This window comes from Alcaligenes sp. Marseille-Q7550, from assembly GCF_965112015.1.
Map to the genome: position 1 here is coordinate 1,509,341 of NZ_CBCOPU010000001.1, position 20,551 is coordinate 1,529,891.

At 66.5% G+C, this 20,551-nt stretch carries 15 protein-coding genes; 13 read left to right on the forward strand and 2 right to left on the reverse strand.

Features of this window, described 5'->3' with window-relative positions:
* The first annotated feature begins 4 nt into the window (after positions 1-4).
* Complete coding sequence (locus ACWPWO_RS07225; RefSeq protein ID WP_454005553.1) at positions 5-535, forward strand: CinA family protein; 531 nt, start codon at positions 5-7, stop codon at positions 533-535.
* A 21-nt stretch (positions 536-556) separates the two neighbouring features.
* On the opposite strand, the gene acnA is transcribed toward ACWPWO_RS07225, so the two are convergent.
* A complete protein-coding gene (acnA, locus tag ACWPWO_RS07230; RefSeq protein WP_454005555.1) occupies positions 557-3,208 on the reverse strand; it encodes an aconitate hydratase AcnA in 2,652 nt (883 codons plus the stop codon).
* Between the two features lie 154 nt (positions 3,209-3,362).
* Here acnA and ACWPWO_RS07235 point away from each other — a divergent pair, with 154 nt between their 5' ends.
* Together ACWPWO_RS07235 and ACWPWO_RS07240 are read left to right on the forward strand one after the other, a co-directional pair.
* Positions 3,363-4,322, forward strand: coding sequence for a GntR family transcriptional regulator (locus ACWPWO_RS07235; RefSeq protein ID WP_454005557.1), 960 nt, complete (start codon positions 3,363-3,365; stop codon positions 4,320-4,322).
* A 2-nt stretch (positions 4,323-4,324) separates the two neighbouring features.
* Positions 4,325-5,485, forward strand: a complete 1,161-nt coding sequence (locus ACWPWO_RS07240; protein WP_454005559.1) for a PrpF domain-containing protein — start codon at positions 4,325-4,327, stop codon at positions 5,483-5,485.
* An 18-nt stretch (positions 5,486-5,503) separates the two neighbouring features.
* On the opposite strand, the gene ACWPWO_RS07245 is transcribed toward ACWPWO_RS07240, so the two are convergent.
* The gene (locus ACWPWO_RS07245) at positions 5,504-6,487 is read right to left on the reverse strand and encodes an AraC family transcriptional regulator (protein WP_454005561.1); all 984 of its coding nucleotides are present in this window, start codon (positions 6,485-6,487) and stop codon (positions 5,504-5,506) included.
* A 196-nt stretch (positions 6,488-6,683) separates the two neighbouring features.
* On the opposite strand from ACWPWO_RS07245, the gene ACWPWO_RS07250 reads away from it, so the two are divergent.
* The 10 genes from ACWPWO_RS07250 to ACWPWO_RS07295 all read left to right on the forward strand — a co-directional run bounded on the left by ACWPWO_RS07250 (position 6,684) and on the right by ACWPWO_RS07295 (position 20,548).
* Entirely contained in the window at positions 6,684-7,877 is a 1,194-nt protein-coding gene (locus ACWPWO_RS07250; RefSeq protein ID WP_454005563.1) for an ABC transporter substrate-binding protein, read from the forward strand.
* A 27-nt stretch (positions 7,878-7,904) separates the two neighbouring features.
* Positions 7,905-9,203 (forward strand): aromatic ring-hydroxylating dioxygenase subunit alpha, encoded by a 1,299-nt coding sequence (locus ACWPWO_RS07255; protein ID WP_394065247.1) that lies wholly within the window; start codon positions 7,905-7,907, stop codon positions 9,201-9,203.
* 15 nt (positions 9,204-9,218) lie between these two features.
* On the forward strand, positions 9,219-9,755 hold the full coding sequence (locus ACWPWO_RS07260; protein ID WP_454005565.1) for an aromatic-ring-hydroxylating dioxygenase subunit beta: 537 nt from the start codon (positions 9,219-9,221) through the stop codon (positions 9,753-9,755).
* Entirely contained in the window at positions 9,755-10,351 is a 597-nt protein-coding gene (locus tag ACWPWO_RS07265; protein ID WP_454005567.1) for a cysteine hydrolase, read from the forward strand. The genes ACWPWO_RS07260 and ACWPWO_RS07265 overlap by 1 nt, the downstream gene beginning before the upstream one ends.
* Before the next feature lie 20 nt (positions 10,352-10,371).
* Complete coding sequence (locus ACWPWO_RS07270) at positions 10,372-11,196, forward strand: SDR family oxidoreductase (protein ID WP_454005569.1); 825 nt, start codon at positions 10,372-10,374, stop codon at positions 11,194-11,196.
* A 66-nt stretch (positions 11,197-11,262) separates the two neighbouring features.
* The gene (locus ACWPWO_RS07275) at positions 11,263-12,864 is read left to right on the forward strand and encodes a phytoene desaturase family protein (protein WP_454005570.1); all 1,602 of its coding nucleotides are present in this window, start codon (positions 11,263-11,265) and stop codon (positions 12,862-12,864) included.
* Between the two features lie 238 nt (positions 12,865-13,102).
* Positions 13,103-15,559 carry a DUF3772 domain-containing protein gene (locus tag ACWPWO_RS07280; protein ID WP_454005572.1) on the forward strand — a complete coding sequence of 819 codons (2,457 nt, stop codon included), beginning with the start codon at positions 13,103-13,105 and terminating at the stop codon, positions 15,557-15,559.
* Positions 15,560-15,659: 100 nt separating this feature from the next.
* Positions 15,660-18,014, forward strand: a complete 2,355-nt coding sequence (locus ACWPWO_RS07285) for a mechanosensitive ion channel domain-containing protein (protein ID WP_454005574.1) — start codon at positions 15,660-15,662, stop codon at positions 18,012-18,014.
* Positions 18,015-18,115: 101 nt separating this feature from the next.
* On the forward strand, positions 18,116-19,414 hold the full coding sequence (locus tag ACWPWO_RS07290) for an MFS transporter (RefSeq protein WP_454005576.1): 1,299 nt from the start codon (positions 18,116-18,118) through the stop codon (positions 19,412-19,414).
* A gap of 21 nt (positions 19,415-19,435) precedes the next feature.
* Positions 19,436-20,548: an aminotransferase class V-fold PLP-dependent enzyme gene (locus ACWPWO_RS07295; RefSeq protein WP_454005578.1), complete on the forward strand. Its 1,113-nt coding sequence runs from the start codon at positions 19,436-19,438 to the stop codon at positions 20,546-20,548.
* The last annotated feature ends 3 nt before the right edge of the window (positions 20,549-20,551 follow it).

Genomic DNA, 20,551 nt, shown 5'->3' on the forward strand with positions numbered 1-20,551 from the left:
CGCCATGACAGAGCAGGATCTTGCACGGTTGGTCAAAAACCTGATCGATTCGCAATGGACGATCGCCACGGCGGAGTCCTGCACGGCGGGACTGATAGCCTCGACCCTGGCGGACCAGCCCGGCGCCGGCGGTCTGCTGGATTGCGCCTTCGTCACGTATTCGCCGCAAGCCAAGTACCGCTGCCTGGGGGTGGACCAGGCCGTGCTGGCGGCCAACAACCTGACCAGCGAAGCCGTGGCCCGGGCCATGGCCAAGGGTGCGGCCGAGCTGACGCCGGCCAACCTCATCATCGCCAACACCGGCGTGGCCGACGACACGGCCGCGCCGCGCATCCCGGCGGGAACCCAATGCTATGCCTGGCTGTTCAAGCCCCGGGATCCGTTCGATCCCCTGGTGGTGTATACCGAGACCATCGCCTTCGATGGCTCGCGCGAAGAAATCCGCCGCCAGAGCGCCGACTACGCCATCCTGCGCATCGAGCACTGGCTGCAGATGCTGAAACAGGAACGCCAGGGCCTGAGCCCTGGCGTCTGATCGACGGCCTTCCGTGAAGCATCAGGCCTGCAGATAGGAGCGCCACACGCGCGGCAGAATGCCGCCGTGGCGCCAGTATTCCACGTCCTCCATCGTATCCAGGCGCACGGTGACCGGCACGGCCTGCCGGCTGCCGTCCAGGCGGTGAATGATCAGCTCGGCCTGCGAGCGCACGCCCAGGTTTTCCTCCAGTCCCTGCACATCGAAGGTCTCCGTGCCGTCCAGTCCCAGCGTGTCGGCATTGACGCCGTCCTGGAACTGCAGCGGCAGCACGCCCATGCCCACCAGATTGGTGCGGTGGATGCGTTCGAACCCTTCGGCCACCACAGCCTTCACGCCCAGCAGCGCCGGCCCCTTGGCGGCCGAGTCGCGGGATGAACCGCAGCCGTAGTTCTTGCCGGCGATGACAAGCAGCGGCACCTGGCGCTCCTGGTAGAGCTGCGCGGCCTCGAAGATGCGCATGACTTCGCCTTCCGGCATGACTTTGGTGACCCCGCCTTCCACGCCGGGCACGATCTTGTTGCGCAGGCGTATGTTGGCGAAGGTGGCGCGCTTGACCACCTCATGGTTGGCGCGGCGCGTGGTGTAGTTGTTGAAATCCTTCTGGGCCACGCCCTTGGACAGCAGGAAGTCCGCGGCCGGCGTGCCCAGGCTGATGGAGCCGGACGGGGAAATGTGGTCCGTGGTGATGGAGTCGCCCAGGATGGCCAGCGGGCGCATGCCGCGCAGGTTCGCCACGGGAGCGGGCTCGCGCTGCAGCCCGTCGAAGTAAGGCGGCTTGCGGAGGTAGGGGCTGTCGGCCTCCCAGGGGTAGCGGCCGCCGTCGCTCTGGCGGGCCAGCGCGTCCCAGGGCGCGCCGCCGTCGTACAGCTCGGCATAGCGCTCGATGAACAGGTCGCGTTCGTAGGAGCCCTGGATGGCCTGCCGGACCTGGGCGGCCTTGGGCCAGATGTCGCTCAGGAACACGTCCCGGCCCTGTTCGTCCCGGCCCAGCGGTTCGCGCGTCAGGTCCACGTTCATGTTGCCGGCCAGCGCGTAGGCCACGACCAGGGCGGGCGAGGCCAGGTAGGCGGCGCGCACGTTGGCGTGGATGCGTCCCTCGAAGTTGCGGTTGCCCGAGAGCACGGCGGCGGCCACGAGCTTTTCCGATTCGATGGCCTTGACGATGTTGGGCGGCAGCGCGCCGGCCTGCAGGACAGCCTGGACGCGCTGGGCTTCAATATCGAAGCCCAGCGCGTCCAGGCTGTCCTGCAGGCCGGCGCGCTGCAGCACATCCGCGGTGACCTGGCTGCCGGGCACCAGCGAGGTCTTGACCCAGGGCTTGCTGCGCAGGCCGCGAGCCACGGCGTTGCGCGCCAGCAGGCCGGCGGCCATCATGTTGGCGGGGTTGGCCGTATTGGTACAGGACGTGATGGCGGCGATCACCACGTCGCCGTCGTGCAGGGCGTAGTCCTCGCCCTCCACAGGCACGGCGCGCTGGGGGTCGTAAGGACGGTGGGCGATTTTCTGGTGGTGCGCGGGGAACTGCGCGGCGGCGGTCTCCAGGTCCAGGTGGTCTTCAGGATTGCTGGGGCCGGCCAGGCTGGGCTTGATGCTTCCCAGGTCCAGCTTCAGCACCGTGTCGTAGACGGGGGCGGGCGCCTGCGGATTGCGCCACAGCTTCTGGACCTTGCTGTATTGTTCCACCAGGGCAATCTGCTCCTGCGGGCGGCCCGTCATGTGCATATAGTCCAGGGCGGCCTGGTCGATGGGGAAGAACACGGCGGTGGCGCCGTACTCGGGGGCCATGTTGGCGATCATGCCCCGGTCGCCCAGCGAAAGCTGGTCCACGCTGGGGCCGAAGAATTCCACGAATTTGCCCACCACGCCCAGCTCGCGCAGCTTCTGGGTGATGACCAGCACCAGGTCGGTGGGCAGCACGCCGTCCTGAAGCGAGCCGCTCAGTTCGATGCCGACCACGGCGGGCAGGGCGATGGCCACCGGCAGACCCACCATGACGGCTTCGGCCTCGATGCCGCCCACGCCCCAGCCCAGGATGCCCAGGCCGTTGACCATGGGTGTGTGGCTGTCCGTGCCCACGCAACTGTCGGGGTAGACCAGTTCGCCGCTGTCCGTCTGTTCAGACCGGACGACCTGGCCGATGTGTTCGATGTGCAACTGGTGCATGATGCCCTTGCCGGGCGGCACGACCTTGACCCCTTCGAAATTGCTGGAGCACCAGCGCAGGAAGGCGAAGCGTTCGCCGTTGCGCTGGTATTCGCGCGCCAGGTTGATGTCGGCGGCCTGCGGGTTGGCCCAACTGTCCACTTGCAGGGAGTGGTCGATGATGACGTCGATGGGCACTTGCGGGCGCACGCGGCTGGCGTCGCCGCCGGCCGCTTCCACGCCTTCGCGCAGCGCCGCCATGTCCAGCAGCATGACCAGGCCCAGGATGTCCTGGCCGAACACGCGCGCCGGATAGAAAGTGATGCCGTCGCCCACCTTGCGCGCGAGCAGGGAGCGGATTTCCTCGTCCACGTCCGCGCCGCGCACAAGCTTCTGGCGGCAGAGGTTTTCCAGCAGGACGCGCAGCGAATAGGGCAGGGTGTCGACGCCGGGAATGTCGGCGATGGGCACGTAATGCAGGGAGCGTCCGTTCACAGACAGCTTGGCGAGGGCAGGAGACTGGGACATGGCAAGCGATTCATCCGTACTATGAAGGCCGGAGGGGGCGGCCTTACCGTGAAAGGCCAGACAAAATATGCGTCTGGAGTGGTTGCGGAACAATAAAATTGTATTTTGTTTGTATATAATACAATAAAACGGCGACCGCGTCGTGGATGTTTTCATGGATGCCTGTATGAAGAACGAGTTCAATTCCCTGCACGTCACGCTGGCGCACCGCCTGCTGGACTACGTGCGGGCCGGTCATCTGCAGGCCGGGCATCACCTGACCGAACAATCGCTGGCTCAGGCGCTGGGCGCTTCCCGTTCGCCCGTGCGCGGCGCGCTGGCTTACCTGGCCGAAAAAGGCGTGGTGGGCCCGCAGCCGCCGCGACGCGGCCTGTTCCTGCTGAAGGGCGCGGACGAACTGGGCGTGGTGGAACAGGAACTGGGCGCCAGCCAGGACGACGAGGCCTATCTTCAGCTGGCGCGCGACAAGCTTTCGGGCCTGTGGGGCGACACGCTCTCGGAAAACGACGCCATGCGCCGCCACGGGCTGACGCGCGAGCGCCTGCGCCGCATCCTGGCGCGCGCGGCCAACGAAGGCTGGATGGAGCAGCGCGCGAGCAAGGGCTGGTCCTTTCTGCCCATGATAGACGGCCCCCAGGCCTGCGAAGAGAGCTACGCGCTGCGGCAGCTGCTGGAGCCCGCCGCCATGCTGCTGCCCGGCTTTGCCATCGATACCGCCGTGCTGCGGCGGGTGCGGCGCCAGCAGCAGGCCCTGGCCGAGGGCGGCTGGCGTCATGCCGGCCATGCCGAGATGTACCAGGCCAACGCCACGTTCCATGAGGCGCTGGCGTCCCTGTCCGGCAACCGCTTCATTGCCCAGACCGTCACGCGCCAGAATCAGTTGCGGCGCCTGCTGGAATATCAGGAGACCATAGACAGGCAGCGCATCCGCCGCCAGTGCCTGGAGCACCTGGCCATTCTGGACCTGCTGGAGCAGGGCGAGCGCGCCCGCGCCGCCGAACTGCTGGCGCGCCACCTGGGCAATGCCAGCCATGAAAAAGTGCAGCAGCTGCAGCGCGCCGCACACCCATCTTCTCTTTTCAACCCAACGGCGCAAGCCAAGCACCAGGAATGACGATGAAACAGAAATCCCTTCCCGCCGTATTCATGCGCGGCGGCACCAGCAAGGCGCTGATGCTGCACGCCCGCGACCTGCCGGCCAATCGCGATGACTGGACGCCGCTGTTCGCCGCAGCCATGGGCTCGCCCGATCCTTATGGGCGCCAGCTTGACGGCATGGGCGGAGGCGTGTCTTCGCTGTCCAAGGTGTGCATCATCGGGCCGTCCAGCCATCCCGACGCCGATGTGGACTATACCTTCGCGCAGGTGTCCATCAAGGAGCAGAAGGTGGATTACCGCGGCAATTGCGGCAATATGAGCTCGGCCGTCGGGCCCTTCGCCGTGGAAGAGGGCCTGGTGCAGGTCGAGGACGGCGAGGCCTGCGTGCGCATCTTCAACACCAATACGCAGAAAATCATCCACGCCCGCTTCACGGTGGAGGATGGCCAGCCGCGCTACGACGGCGATCTGGCCATTCCCGGCGTGGGCGGGACGGGCTCGCCCATACGCCTGGATTTCGTCGAGCCGGGCGGGGCGTCCACGGGCGCGCTGCTGCCGACCGGGCAGGTTTCCGAATGGCTGGACGTGCCCGGCGTGGGCCGCATCGAGGTCTCGCTGGTGGATGCGGCCAACGCGGCCGTGTTCGTGCGCGCCGCCGATGTGGGCCTGACGGGGCTGGAGCTGCCGGACTGGCTGGAGTCGCAGCCGCAGATCCTGGAGCGCCTGGACGCCATCCGGGTGCAGGCCTCGGTGCGCATGGGCATTGCTCCGGACGAAGATTCCGCGCGCCAGATCCGCATCGTGCCTTTTGTCTGCATCGTGGCGCCGGCCCAGGAAAGTCCCACCCTGTCCGGCGAAACCATCTCCGCCGGCGACATAGACCTGGTGGCGCGCGTGATCTCCAATGGCCAGCCGCACCGGGCCTTGCCGCTGACCATTTCGCTGTGCACCGCCGTGGCTGCGCGCATGCAGGGCAGCCTGCCTGCGCAATGCCTGTCCGCATCGGTGGCGCCGCAGGGGCCGCTGCGCCTGGGCATGCCGTCGGGCGTGCTCACGGTGGGCGCGGAAGTGGACCGCCGGGACGGCCAGTGGCATGCGCGCGCCGGTTCTTTCTACCGCACGGCGCGGCGTCTCTTCGATGGCCGCCTCTGGGTGCCCGGCCAGGCCTTGGAGGCTTGATCCCCCTTGGCGGGCTGATCAGTTGGCCCGCAAGGACTGCGAGGGATTGCAGCCGAAGCGGGCCTTGTAGTCGGCGCAGAAGCGGCCCAGATGGCCGAAGCCGAAGCGCAAGGCCACATCGCTGACCAATGTCCCGGGCGGCGCGGCCTGCAGGGCGGCATGCGCCGCCTCCAGCCGGATCTGCTTGAGGAACTGCATGGGGCTCTGGCCGCGTTCGTCCCGGAAGGCCTGCGTCAGGCTGCGCACGCTGACGCAGGCCGCGCCAGCGATCTGCTCCAGCGTCAGGGCCTCGTCCAGATGGGCCCGCATGAAATCCTCGGCGCGCTGCACGCGGCGCGAGCCCGCCGGCGCACAGCCCAGCCGCAATTGCTGGCTGTAGTTGCCCGGCTGGGTATGGAACAAGTGCAGCAGCAGATTGTCCTCCACCTGGCGCAGCCAGCCGTCCAGTTCGCCCGGCGGCTGGGCGCCGTAGGCCAGCAGGCTGCCCACCTGATGCTGCCAGGCGCGCCCCTGGGGCGAGTCCAGCGCCAGCGTGGCGGCAAATTCGATGGGCCGCTCCAGGTTCAGGCCCAGGCAGCGGCGGGCCACGTCTTCCAGCCGCACGCGCGGAATCTTGATCAGGAATTGTTCGCAGCCCTGTTCCCAGTCCAGCTCCAGGGGCAGGGAAGGGGAGATGACGCCGGCCGTATGAGGGTCGGCGCGCACCAGTTCGCGGCCGACCCGTATGCAGGAGCGTCCCTGGATGGGCACCTGGAACAGCAGGAAGTCTTCCAGCGCGCCCGGCGAAACCTGCACGGCAGCGCCATATTTGAGCAGCACGAAGGAAAAGCTGTGGCTTTTCGCATAACGCAGCGAAGCGTCCACCTGGCCGCCATTCCAGGTCAGGCGGTGCTCGGTCAGCACGCCGGCGGTCTCGCTGCGCGTCTGGTCCGGGCAGCGTGATTGTAAGCGCGGTGTGCTGCGCTGCAGGGGCGTCAGCCCCGACATGAACCACGCCTGCATGATGTCTCTCCTAATTTCTGCCGGATCCGGATAAGGCTTGCTGCTTCCGGATAGCCCGAAGGCCCGTCCCTGGCCTAATGTATTTCAAACTTAAAACAGTAAGTCCTGTCGATGGCACGTTATCAGATCGGGGCAGAGCTGTGAATTGACGTCTTTACTTAGCACCTTCTACGAAAGACAGAGGACGGAGACAAGCATGAACAAGCGATTTGCGGGCTGTATGACTGCTGTGGCCCTGGCGGCGGCCAGTTCCACGGCCTGGGGGCAGGATGTGTTCAAGGTCGGCCTGCTGACCACCTTGTCGGGGCCGGGCGCGGCCATCGGCTCGGAGATCCGCGACGGCTTCGAGCTGGGCGTCAAGCACGCCGACGGCAAGCTGGGCGGGATCGAGACCGCGGTGACGGTGGTCGACGACCAGCAGAAACCCATGGAAGGCCGGCAGGCCGTCGAGCGCCTGATCAAGCGCGACAAGGTGGACGTGATCACCGGCATGGCGTTTTCCAACGTGCTGCTGCCCGTGATGCCCACCATCCTGGGCAGCGACACGATCTATATTTCGGCCAACACCGGTCCGGCGGACTACGCCGGCGAGCGCTGCAACCCGAATTTCTTCGCCGTGTCCTGGCAGAACGAGGACATCCCGGCCGCCATGGGCAAATACGTGACCGACAAGGCGCACAAGAAGGTCTACCTGATCGCGCCCAACTATCCGGGCGGGCGCGAATCCATCGAGGGCTTCAAGCGCACCTTCAAGGGCGACATCGCCGACGAGGTCTACGTGAAGCTGGGCCAGGTGGATTTTGCCGCCGAGCTGGCCCAGATGCGGGCCTCGGGCGCGGATGCGGTGTTCTTCTTCCTGCCCGGCGGCATGGGCGTGGCCTTCATCAAGCAGCTGGTCAACTCCGGCCTGTCCAGCCAGATGGCGGTCTACACGCCGGGTTTCTCGGCCGACCAGGACACGATCGCCGCCATCGGCGATTCCATGCAGGGCATGGCCAACGCCGCGCAATGGTCGCCGGATCTGGACAACGCCGCCAACCAGCGCTTCGTGAAGGATTTCCAGCAGGCCTATGGACGCCTGCCCTCCATGTACGCGGCCCAGGGCTATGACGCCGCCCGCCTGCTGGACGGCGCCCTGAAGGCCGATCCCAAGGCGGCCCACGACCGCGAGGCCTTGCGCCAGGCGCTGCGCCGCGCGCCGTTCGAGTCCGTGCGCGGAGCCTTCGCCTTCAACAACAACCAGTATCCGGTGCAGACCTACTACATGCGCGAAGTGGCTCCCAATGCGCAGGGCCAGATGAGCAACAAGATCGTGTCCACCGTTTTCGAGCAATTCCAGGATCATTTTGCGCCGCAGTGCAAGATGGACAGCAACAAGAAGGGCGCCTGACGGGCGCCCGGCAGCAAGGAGGCAATCATGAGCTATAGCAACGAAGCCCTGGCCGCGCTGGTCCGTGAGGACAGCGTGCACAAATCGGTCTATACCGATCCCGAGATCTTCCGCCTGGAGATGGAGCGCATCTACGGCCGCGCCTGGATCTATGTAGGCCACGAAAGCCAGGTCCCCAACCCCGGCGACTACCACACCACTTCGCTGGGCGGCCAGGACGTGATCATGGTGCGCGGCAGCGACAAGAACGTGTACGTGCTGTACAACCGCTGCCCGCACAAGGGCGCCAAGGTCGTGGCCGAGGGCTGCGGCAATACGGGCAAGTTCTTCCGCTGCCCCTACCATGCCTGGACCTTCAAGCTGGACGGCCAGCATCTGGCCGCGCCCATGAAGAACGGCTTCGAGGGCACCTGTTTCGATCCCAAGCATCCGGACTTCTCCATGCGCCGCGTGGCGCGGGTGGAGAGCTATCGCGGCTTCGTGTTCGCCAACCAGAGCGCCGAGGGCCCGGGCCTGAAGGAGTTCCTGGGCCATGTGATCACCTCCATCGACAATCTGTGCGACCGCTCGCCCGTGGGCGAGGTGGAAGTGGCGGGCGGTACCTTCAAGGTCTGGCAGCCCTCCAACTGGAAGGTGTTCTACGAGAACCTGCACGACACCATGCATGCCAACGTGACGCATGAGTCGTCCTACACGGCGGCGCGCGAGCAGGCGCAGGACTACGGTTCCATGCCCCTGGAGCTGCACATCATGGACGGCAACGGCGAGCCTTACGGCTTCTGGGAGAAGCTGGACCTGTACGCCTTCGAGAACGGCCACGGCTATATGGAAGGCATCTTCAATCCCGGCGCCATCGAGACCGACCCGGTGTCCAAGGCCCACTATGAATCGCTGAAAGAAGCCTATGGCGAGGAAAAGGCGCTGAACATCCTGGGCCAGAACCGCCACAACACCATCATCTACGGCAGTGGCTCGCCGCACACCGTGTTCCAGCAGTTCCGCGTGATCCGTCCCGTGGCCGTGGACCGCACTCATGTCGAGATCCAGCTGTTCCGCCTGAAGGGCGCCCCCGAGGAAATCTACAAGCGTGGCCTGATGTACGCCAACCTGATCAACTCGCCCTCGTCCAACGTGATGCCGGACGACATCGAGGTGTATGGCCGCTGCCAGGAAGGCAATCTGACCCGAGGCGGCGAGTGGATCAGCATGCACCGCTACAACGGCACGGACAAGGCCATCGAAGGCGGCATGGTGGCCACCAACGGCACCAGCGAATTGCCCATGCGCAATCAGTTCCGCGCCTGGAAAAAGTTCATGACCGCCTGACCGAGGAGACCTGCCATGTTGTTTGATATTGATTTTGATGTGGGCGTGGACCGTGTGACGCCCGTGAGCCTGAGCCAGGACGCCATCCGCGGGGTGGAGCAGTACATCTACCGGGAAGCGCGCCTGCTGGACGAGCGCCGCTGGCAGGAGTGGCTGGACCTGTGGACCGAGGACGGCATGTACTGGATCCCGCACAGCTTCGACCAGACCAGTCCCTATGAGCACATTTCGCTGTGCTGGGAGAACAAGCTGCTGCGCGAGCTGCGCATCCGCCGCCTGGAGAACAGCCGCAACTGGTCGCAGCAGCCCGTCACCCAGTCCTGCCGCGTGGTCAGCAATGTGATGATAGACGGCACGGATCCGGACGGCTATCTGGTGGTGCGTTCCGCCTTCCATTCCATGGAGTGGCGCGGCAAGGAGCAGGTGCACCGGGTCGGCTCGCTGATCCACAAGCTGCAGGCCCAGGAGGACGGCGGCTGGAAGCTGCGCATGAAGCAGGTCAATCTGGTGGACCGCGATGCGGTGCACGGCGCCATCCAGGTGTATATCTGATGGGCGCGCCGAGCCGCACGGCCCTGCTGGCCCTGCACTACCAGAACGATGTGCTGCATGCGGACGGCCGCATCCGGGTCGGCCTGACGGCCGACAGCCCGCTGCGTCAGCAGGTCATCGCGGCGGCCGGCAGGCTGCTGGCGCAGGCCCGCGCGCGCGGCGTGCCGGTGGTGCGCGTGCGGGTCGGCTACCGGCCCGACTACGCCGATCTGCTCACCAATGCCCCCATCCTTCGCAATGTGCAGCGCATCGGGGCCATGCAGGCCGGCAGCTGGGGCGCGGACTTTTACGAAGGGCTGGAGCCCTTGCCGCAGGAGTTCGAGGTGCACCACACGCGCATCAACGCCTTCTTCGGCTCGCAACTGGAGCCGGTGGTCCGGCGTCTGGGAGCGGACCGGCTGGTGGTGGCCGGCGTGGCCACGCATTCGGTCGTGGAAAGCACGGTGCGGCACGCCGTCGACATGGGGTTCGAAGTGGCCGTGGCCGCCACGGCCTGCGCGGCGCCGCCCGGCACGCATGAAGCCTCGCTGGCCAGCATGGGCCTGATCGTCCATATCGACCAGCAGGAAGATTGGGATACGGTATTCGGCGGCTGAGGCCGTCGGCAGGGGGAAGAATGGAACAGGATTTTTCAGTCAATCTGCAGGGCAAGGTCGCCATCGTGACCGGCTCCACCCAGGGGCTGGGCGCGGATATCGCGCTGGCCTTGTGCGCGGCCGGGGCCTGGGTGCTGATCGTGGGGCGGGGCCAGGATGAAGGGCGCGCCACCGAGGCGCGCCTGCAGGCCGTGGGCCGGGCGCGTTTCATGGCGGCCGACATCCGCGACGACGCCCAGCTGGACGCCTGCGTGCAGGCCGCCCTGGAGCAGACCGGGCGCATCGACATCCTGGTCAACAACGCCTGCAGCTACGGCGACGAGGGCCTGGCTTCCAGCCGGGCGCTGTGGCACGAGACGCTGGATGTGAACCTGGTGTCGGGCGCGATCCTCGCGCAGAAGGTCAGCCCGCACATGGAACGGGGCGGGGTCATCATCAATATGGGCAGCACGGGCGGCAAGTTCGGCGTGGCCGGCCGGGCTTTGTACCCGGCCTCCAAGGCGGCCATCCTGCAGTTGACCAAGAGCCTGGCGGTGGAGCTCGCGCCGGCGGGCATCCGCGTGCTGGCGGTCTCGCCCGCCTGGACCTGGTCGCCTTCCGTGGAGCGCATGAGCGGCGGCTCGCGCGAGCAGGCCGACCAGGTGGGCGCGCAGGTCCATCCGCTGGGCCGCGTGGGCTCGGGCTCGGAAGTGGCCCAGGCGGTGCTGTTCGCCGTGTCCGGCGCGGCTTCCTGGATGACGGGCGTGGACCTGCCGGTGGACGGCGGCTTTTCCGTGCTGGGGCCGGAGCAGGGGCGCTCGCCCCGCCACTGGTTCCAGGTCTGGGCGCAGAAACAGGCTTCCTGATCCGCCGCGAAATGCGGTACAAGATGCGTTGGCCGCCCAGGGGGCGGCAAGAACAAGGATGGTGGGATGACAAGCGAAACAATAAAAAACAACGAGCGGCATGCTGTCGTGGTGGTGGGCAGCGGCATCAATTCCCTGGTCTGCGCGGCCTTGCTGGCCCAGCGCGGCAAGCGGGTGCTGGTGCTGGAGCGCAACGACAGGGCGGGGGGCTGCATACGCACCGAGGAGCTGTTTCCCGGTTTCACGCATGAAGTGTTCTCGTCCTGGTATCCGCTGTTCACCTCGGGCGCGGCCTATGCGCGCCTGAAGGACGACCTGGCGGCCCAGGGCGTGGAGTTCCTGGACAATGGCTATACCACGGGGGTGGTGGGCAGCGACGGGCGGGGCCTGGCCCTGCGCAATGACGTGGGCGACGCCGTGCAGCGCATCAACGCCTTTGCCGCGGGCGACGGCGCCGCCTTCGGGCAGATGGCCAGCCAGTTGTTCGAGCGCGACGCCGCACTGACCTTCGGCCTGCTGGGATCCGAGCCCTACAGCCGCGGCCTGCTGGGCCTGCTGTTCTCCCAGTGGCGCAAGCGCCGCCTGGACGGCTTGATGCAATACGGCCGCGAATCCCTGGAGTCCTTCCGCCGCTGGGCCGAACGCGAAGTCAAGGATGATCGCGTGCGCGGCATGATGGCGCCCTGGGTGCTGCACTCCGGGCTGGGGCCGGACGACGCTTGTTCGGCGCTGATCGGCAAGCTGACCTTCGCGGCGGTGGTGGCCGGCGGCATGCCGGTGGTCAAGGGCGGCGGCCGGAACCTGGTGCGCGCCCTGTGCGCACTGGTCGAGAAGGCCGGCGGACGCGTCCAGCTCAATACCGAGGTCGAGGAAATCGTGCTGGACGGGCAGAAAGCGCGCGGCGTGCGCGCCGGCGGCCGGCTGTATGAAGCCACCGAGGCCGTGGTGTGCAATGTCACGCCGCCCCAGCTTTACGGCCGCCTGCTGCCGGGCGCGCCCGCGCCGGTGCGCGAGCAGGCGCAGGCCTATCGTTTCGGGCGCGGCGACATGCAGATCCACATCGCCCTGGACGGCATGCCCAACTGGAGCGATCCGGAATTGCTGAAAGTGCCTTTGCTGCATTTGTCCGACAGCCTGGAGGATGTCAGCATGAGCGTGGCCCAGGCCAACAATGGCCTGATCCCGGCCAAGCCCACGGTGGCCATCGGCCAGCCATGCGCCGTGGATCCGGGGCGCGCGCCGCAGGGCAAGTGGATTCTCTGGATGCAGATGCAGGACATGCCCTCGCGCCTGCGCGGCGATGCGGCCGGCAAGATCGCCGTGCCGGAAGACGGGCAATGGAACGAGGCGGTGCGCGAGGCCGTGTGCGAGCGCATCGTCGACCAGCTGGAGGCCATCCTGCCGGGCTTGCGCCGGCAGATCATCGGCATCAAGGCCCTGTCGCCGGCCGACCTGGAAAGAGCCAACTGCAACCTGGTGGGGGGAGACCCTTATTCAGGCGTGTGCTCGCCCGACCAGTTCTTCTGGATGCGGCCCTTCGCCAGCAGCCAGGGCGCGCGCTCGCACCGCACACCCTACAAGAATGTCTACCACATCGGCGCCTCCACCCACCCCGGCCCCGGCCTGGCGGGAGCCTCGGGCTTCATGGTGGCCGAGCAGATACGGTAGCGGCCGGCGCGTCTGACCCGTTCTTTGCAGCAATCAGATCAGCGTCCCGGGCCGGCATATTGCCGGCCCGGACGCTTTGGGGCGGGCTTTCCTGCAAAAAAGATGTGTTCCCGGTTTCACCGGGTAGCACTATGGCCGCGATTCTTGAGTATTCTGTGCATGTTTTCACGCTGCCGTGCGTACCGGGTCCGACAGTAGGGCCGGCGCGCGGCCTTGCCGGATACCTGGAGCCATCCTGATGCAGTCCATGCGCCGCCTGGGCCTGTGCGCCCTGTTCAGCCTTTGTTTTCTTGTCCTGTTCCTGGGAATGCAGGGCGCGCCCGCGCATGCCGCCGAGCCCGCCGCCGTCCAGGCCGAAGAAGCCGGCAAGGCGCTCGACGGCTTGCGCCAGACCTTGCAGAAAGTGCAGGGCCGGCTGCAGAAGCCGGATGATCTGACTGATTCCGATCTGGTCGAGTTGCGCAACAGCCTGACCGAGGCCCAGGAGCAGGCGCAGGAGATAGGTTCCCGGCTGGAGCCGGAGCTGAGCAGCGTGGAGGCGCGCCTGACCCAGCTGGGGCCGGTGGACGAGCAGGCCGGGGAGTCCGAGGACATCGCCCGCCAGCTGGCCCAGCTGCAGCAGGCCCAGTCCAACCTGGACGGCCAGACCAAGCTGGCCAGGCTGATCGGGGTGGAGACCCGCCAAGGCATAGACCAGATATCCAAGCAGCGCCGGCAGATCTTCCAGGCCGAGCTGGGCCGCCGCTCGCAGTCCATCCTGACGCCGCGCTTCTGGAGCAACGTCAAGCGCGATCTGCCCGGCGACCTGGGCCGGGTCGAGCGCATGGTGGGCGATCTGGAAAAACGCATGGTGGATGCGCCCGCGCGCGTATTCTGGCTGGCCGGCGCCCTGGCGCTGCTGGTGCTGGGCGTGGCGATCCTGCTGGCGCGCGGCCTGGCCGACTTCACCATCAATCACACCAAGCCTTCGCGCCTGCGGCGTTCGTTCTACGCCGCCGCCCTGATCGTGCTCTACACGCTGGCGCCGGGCCTGCTCGGCTCCATTGCGTCAATGCTCTTGCACTGGCAGGGCGAGCTGCCCGCCGAACTGGACAGCTTTGTGTCCAAGTGCGTGTTCGCCTTGTACCTGGGCGGTTTCGTGACCGGCATGGGCCGGGTGCTGCTGGCGCCGCAGCGGCCAAGCTGGCGCCTGCCGCCCATTCCGGGCGACGTGGCCACCAAGCTGGCCCGGCTGCCCATCGCCCTGGGCGTCATGGTGACGCTCACCTGGATGTCCCAGCAGTTGCTGGGCCTGATCAACGCCACGCTCAGCGCCACCTTGCTGGTGAACAGCTTCAACACCCTGACGCTGAGCATGCTGATCGCCTTTGCCGCCTGGAACCTGACCCAGGGCCTGCGCGTCCGCCAGCCGGCGCAGCCGCCCGAGGAGGGCGCCAAGCCGGAACCGGCGCCCAGGGTCAACGGCTGGTTCCGCTCCGTACCCATGGTGCTGGGGGCGGTCATCGCCGTGGGCTTGCTGGCCTTTCTGCTGGGCTACATCGCGCTGAGCAGCCTGATCGTGCAGGAGACGCTGTGGCTGAGCATGGTGATCTGCACCTGTTACGTGCTGGTGGCCCTGGTCGGCGACATCGGCAACAGCCTGCTGCTGCAGTTCAAGGAGAAGCGCGCCGCCAACGAACTCTCCAATTCGCAGTTGCGCGCCCGCAGCCAGCTTGTGATCCTGCTGTCCGGAGCAGCGCGCCTGAGCCTGATCGTGGCGGCCGTCACGCTGGTCCTGCTGCCGTTCGGCGAGGATCCTGCCGAGTGGCTGCAGCGCCGCCTGGGATTCCTGATGACGGGATTTTCCATCGGCCAGGTGCAGATCAAGCCGGGTTCCGTACTGGCGGCGCTGCTGGTGCTGCTGGTGGGCATTTTCGCCGTCAAGGTCCTGCAGCGCTGGATGACGAACCAGTTGCTGCCGGCCACGCGCATCGACGCGGGCATGCGCGTGTCCACGGCCAATCTCTTCAGCTATGTGGGCTATTTCGTCGTGCTGGCCATGACGATTTCATCCTTGGGCATAGGCCTGGAGCGCATGGCCTGGATCATCTCGGCCCTGTCGGTGGGCATCGGTTTCGGCTTGCAGGCGGTGGTGCAGAACTTCGTGTCCGGCCTGATCCTGCTGGCCGAGCGCCCCATCAAGGTGGGCGACTGGGTCAGCCTGAACGGCGTGGAAGGCAATGTGCGCAAGATCAATGCGCGCGCCACCGAGATCGAGATGTTCGACCGCTCCACCCTGATCGTGCCCAATTCGGAATTCATCACCAAGCCCGTGCGCAACGTCACCCTGACCAATCCGCTGGGCGTGGTCAACGTCAAGATCAACATGCCCATCGACACGGACGCCAAACGGGTGCGCGATATCATGGTGGAGGCCATGCAGGACCACCCCGACGTGCTGGAGGATCCGGCCCCGGGCGTGACCCTGGACGGATTCGACGCCAATGGCCTGGCGTTCACGGCCAGCAGTTTCGTGTCCTCGCCGCGCCTTTCGGCCAAGACGCGCAGCTCGCTGATGTTCGAGATACTGGATCGCCTGCGCCGGAACGGGCTGGTGCTGCACCATACGCAGACCATGACGGTGCTGCCCGCCACGCCCGCGGCAAGCCAGGCGGGCAAAGATGGAACCCTTCCCCTTGCAGCCGACACTCAATAGGTTGGTGTCTGGAATCAGGACTGCTTACAACACGGTAAAGGACGATATGAAGGCGTTGCGGGAAGTGTGGCTGATCGTTTTTCTATGTCTGAGTCTGTGGATGCCGATCGCGGCGCAAGGCCAGGTCGTGCCGGTGGGGCCGGCCGATCGGGAGCTGTTGATGCAGCTGCAGCAGGCCCAGGACCGCGTGCGCCTGCTGCAGCTCCGTCTGGAGGACGGGAGGGAGACCTTGCGTCCCGAGGCGGCGCGTATGCAGGAGGACCGCCTGACCGAGGCCTTGGAGCTGTCCGCCCGCACCGTGCAGCAATTGGAGCGGCGCAGCCAGTTCCTGCAGGCGCGCCTGCAGGAACTGGGCGAGGAAGCCGAAGGGGATGACGAGCCGGAAGCGGCGCGCCTGGAGCGTGCCCAGTTGCAGCGCGCAGTGGCGGCTTTGCAGGCCGAACTGAAAGTGGCGCGCCTGGTCCAGGTCGAGGCCGAGCAGACGCGCCAGCTCTTGCGGGACGCCGGCCAGCGCTACGAAGATGAACAGCGCTGGAAACGTTCGCCATCCCTGTTGTTTCTGGAAGGAGTGCCCCAACTGCGCCAGGCTTGGCCGTCCGATCGCCAGCGCCTGTCGGATTATGCGCAGCAATGGCGCCAGAGCCTGTCCCGATCCAGTTGGCAGCAAAGCAGCGGCTCGGTGTGGCTGGTCCTGGCCGCGCTGCTCGCGGGCGTGGCGCTGTTGCGCGTCTTGCCGGCCCTGGTCACGCGCCATGCGCCCGGCGGGCGCTTGCGGCGCTCGGGCCTGGCCATGGCCAATTTCATGGTCTGGATGGGCATGGCCTGGATCGTGGGCAAGGAAATCATGTTGTTGCTGCTGGACAGGCCCGGGCTGTCGGAACCGCAACTCAAGCTGGTCGCCTACACCCAACTGGCCGCCTTCATGGGGGCCCTGGTGCTGGCCGCCATGAAGGCGGTCATCTTCCAGCCGCGCAGCTCCTGGCGCCTGCTGCCTTTGTCGGACCGCGGGCAACGCCGGTTGCGCTGTTTCCCCTGGCTGTTCATGCTGACGACCTACGTCGAGTTCCTGGCCGATATGTTCAGGACCACCCTGCCCATGTCCGAGATCTTTCTGCTTTCGGTGGATGGCGTGGACACTGTCCTGTACATGGTCTTGTTCGTCTACGGCCTGTGGGGGCTGCGGGCTGAACGCTTCTTGTCCGCCCAGCCGCCGACGGGCGGGAAAGGGCAGGGGCTGAGCGAGCGCGGCTATTATTGGTCGCGGCTGGCGTACTACGGGGCGGCGGGGATCTACACGCTGGCGCTGCTATTTTTCCTGTGCGGCTGGCAAGGCCTTGCGGATGAACTGCTCTCGCATTTCCTGACCCTGATGCTGGTCTTCGGTTCCATCGGCTATCTGCTCATGGTGCTGCTGCAGGACATCTGCGACAGCCTGCTCGCGCACCTGCGCGGCCGCAGCCGCACGGTCGGGAGCGAACAGCTTCGCGTTCAGAGCCAGCTCATCGTGGTCATATTCGGTCTGGCGCGCGCCTCGGTGCTGGCCCTGACGGTCTGGGTCATCAGTTCGGACTGGCTGACCGCGCCCAAGCAGATGCTGGAATCGGGTCTGGACGTCTCGCGCGAGGTGTTGCGTCTGGGAGCGGTGCAGTGGCGCCTGGACCTGTGGCTGATCGCGCTGGGCGTGATGCTGCTGGGCATCGCCGTGATCCACGTGCTGCGCAATTGGCTGCGCCATCGCTTCATGCCCAACACCAATCTGGAGCCGGGCTTGCAGAACGCCATCGTCAGCACGGTGAGCTATGTAGGCTATTTCGTCCTGCTGGTGATCTGCCTGTCCATGTTGGGCGTGCCCATCGAGTCCGTCACCTGGATATTCACCGCCTTGACGGTCGGCGTGGGTTTCGGGCTGCGTGGCATTGTCCAGAATTTCGCCTCCGGCCTGGTCCTGATGCTGGAGCGCCCCGTCAAGGTGGGCGACTGGGTGGAAGTGGACGGCAGCGAGGGCACGGTGCGCGAGATCCGCATGCGCGCCACCTATGTGGAGAAGTTTGATTGCAGCATGCTGACGGTGCCCAACGCCGACATGGTGGGCCGCCAGGTGCGCAACCTGACTTACACGCCCGCTTCCCTGGGTGCGGTGGAGGCGCGTCTGTTGCTGCCGCTGGACGTGGACGCCGATCTGGTCATGGAGCTGTTGCAGCAGGCCGTGCGCGCCCAGTCCGAGATACTGGAGGATCCGCCGGCGCAATTGTATTGCGACGGCATCCAGGGCGATGGGCTGGCTTTCGGCATGCGCTGCTTTCTGGGCAGCATGCATCCGCTGCGTCGCGTGCGCAGCAACCTGATGCTGGATCTGCTGCGCCGGCTGCGGGCGCATGGCATCAGCCTGCATCCGGCGCAGCGCTGGCTGCCCCAGGAAGAGGGCCGGGGCGCAGATGAGTCCGCACGCTCATGATGACTGCCGCACTGATTGAATGCTGAAATATTCGTCCGTATAATTTGTTTAGCCACACTAAACAAAATAGGGCGCACTAGGCGCAATAGGACGGACGAGACATGCAGGACAAGCAGACAAACCCAGCGCCTCCGGGCGTGTCGCCCTGGCGCGCGGCCAGCGCCGCCGGCTTGGGCACCATGATCGAGTACTACGATTTCCAGTTGTACGGCGTGCTGGCCGTGACCCTAAGCATGCTGTTCTTCGTAGGCGAGAACGAGAACGCCGCCTTGCTCTCCACGCTGGCCGTCTTCGGCGGGGCTTTTCTGGCCCGGCCGCTGGGCGGCATTTTCTTTGGCTGGTTCGGCGACCGTCACGGCCGCACGGCCGCTCTGATGGTGACCATCGTGGGCATAGGCGTGGCCAGCGCCCTGATGGGCCTGTTGCCCACCTACGCCACCCTGGGGCTGGCGGCGCCGGCGCTGCTGCTGCTGTGCCGCCTGCTGCAGGGCTTTTTCGCCGGCGGGGAGATCACCGGCGCGGCCACTTATGTCGCAGAGTGTTCGCCGCCGAACCGGCGCGGCTTCTTCGGCGCTTTCAATCCGGCCGCCGCCACGCTGGGACTGTCGCTGGCCACCGGCGTGGCCGGGCTGGTCACCACGGTCTTCGGCAAGCAGGCCATGCAGGAGTGGGCCTGGCGCATTCCGTTCCTGCTGTCCGTGCCGCTGATCCTGCTGTGCGTGTGGGCTCGTTCGCGCATCGAGGACTCGCCGCGCTTCCAGGAGCTGCTCAAGGAGCGCCGCCCCGAGCATTCCCCCATGTCGGTGATCCTGCGCGAGCACGCCCGTCCCCTGGCGCAGGTGATCGCCATCGGTTTCGCCCAGAATGCCGCCGGCTATGTGGGCGTGGTCTACCTGAGCACGCATCTGACCCGCACCCTGAAGTACGACGCTTCGGCCGTGTTCTGGCTGGTTTCGCTGGTGACGCTGGTGTCCGCCTTCCTGATGCCGCTGGCCGGCGGGCTGTCCGACCGCTTCGGACGCAAGCCGCTGCTGACCGTGGGTCTGCTGGGCTATCTGGTGCTGGTGCCGCTGACCATGTGGGTGGCTTCATGGGGCAATTTCGCCGTGGCGGCGGCAGCGGTGGCCGTGTCCATTGTCCCTTTCATCATCGTACAGTCCGTGGGCTATCCGCTGTACGCCGAGCTGTTCCCCACGCGCGTACGCTACAGCGGCGTATCGCTGGGCTTCAATATCGCCACCATCCTGGGCGGCGCCACCGCGCCCTTCGTCGCCTCCTGGCTGACCAATCTGACCGGCTCCAGCATGGCGCCCGCCTTCTATGTGATGGCGGCCGCGCTGGTGGGCGTGGCGGCCCTGGCCAGCGTGCAGGAAACGTCCGGCCGCAGGCTGGCGGATTGATTCACAAGGAAACCACAAGCAATGTCAGGCTATTTTCTCTATCACTCCATCGGCATGTTCGAGGGCAAGCAGGCCCGCATGCAGGCCGAGCTGGCAGAATTCTCGCGAGTCTGGTCCGCGCCGGACGACAGCCAGTGGGGCTATGCGCTGGGTCGCAAGCAAGCCTTCATCGAGGGCTGGGCGCAACTGATCGGCGGGCGCGCCCAGGACATCGCCCTGAGCGAGAACGTCACCGGCGGGCTGTACAGCATCCTGGGCGCCTTGCCATCCCATGTCCTGCGCGGCCGCACCTTGCTGGTGGCGGGCGACTGCTTTCCCAGCCTGCACTTTCTGCTGCAGAAGCTCGCGCAGCGCCTGGACTTCACGCTGCGCACCGTGCCGCTCAGCCAGGGCCTGTCCTATGTGACGGACGATGACTTCATCCGCGCCTGGGACGACAGCGTCGGGCTGGCGCTGGTGACCTGGGTCAGCTCCACGTCTTCGCACCGGGTGGACGTGGACCGGATGGCCCAGTGCGCACGTGAACACGGCAGCCTGATGGCGCTGGATCTGACGCAGGCGGCCGGCCTGGTGCCGTTCCAGTTGCATGACGGGGTGGCCTTCACCTTGTCGGCCTCGCTCAAGTGGGTGTGCGGCGTGTCCGGGGCCAGCCTGCTGCATGTGCGCCCCGACCTGATCGAGCAGTGCGAACCGGAGTTCCGGAGCTGGTTCAGCCAGGACAATCCCTTCAACTGGAATCTGGACCAGTTCAGTTACGCGCCCGATGCGCGCCGCTTCGACCACGGGACTCCGTCGGTGCTGGGCAGCATCGCCTCCTTGCCGGGCATGCGTTTCGTGCTGGAGACCGGCGTGCAGAACCTCTGGGAACAGAACCAGGCGCTGACGGCCCTGATCCTGGAGCGCGCGGCGCGTCAGGGCTGGCCGGTGCTTACGCCCTTGCCCGTGCAGGAGCGCGGCGGCAGCGTGATGCTGCGGGCGAGCAGCGCGGCGCGCGCCAAGGCGCTGGTGGATGCGCTGGGCGAACAGGAGATGTATTGCGATCATCGCGATGGGGTGCTGCGCCGGTCGCCGGGCAATGTGTGCGACGAGGCCGATGTGTTGCGCCTGTGCGATACGCTGCAGGCGGGCTGGTGATGC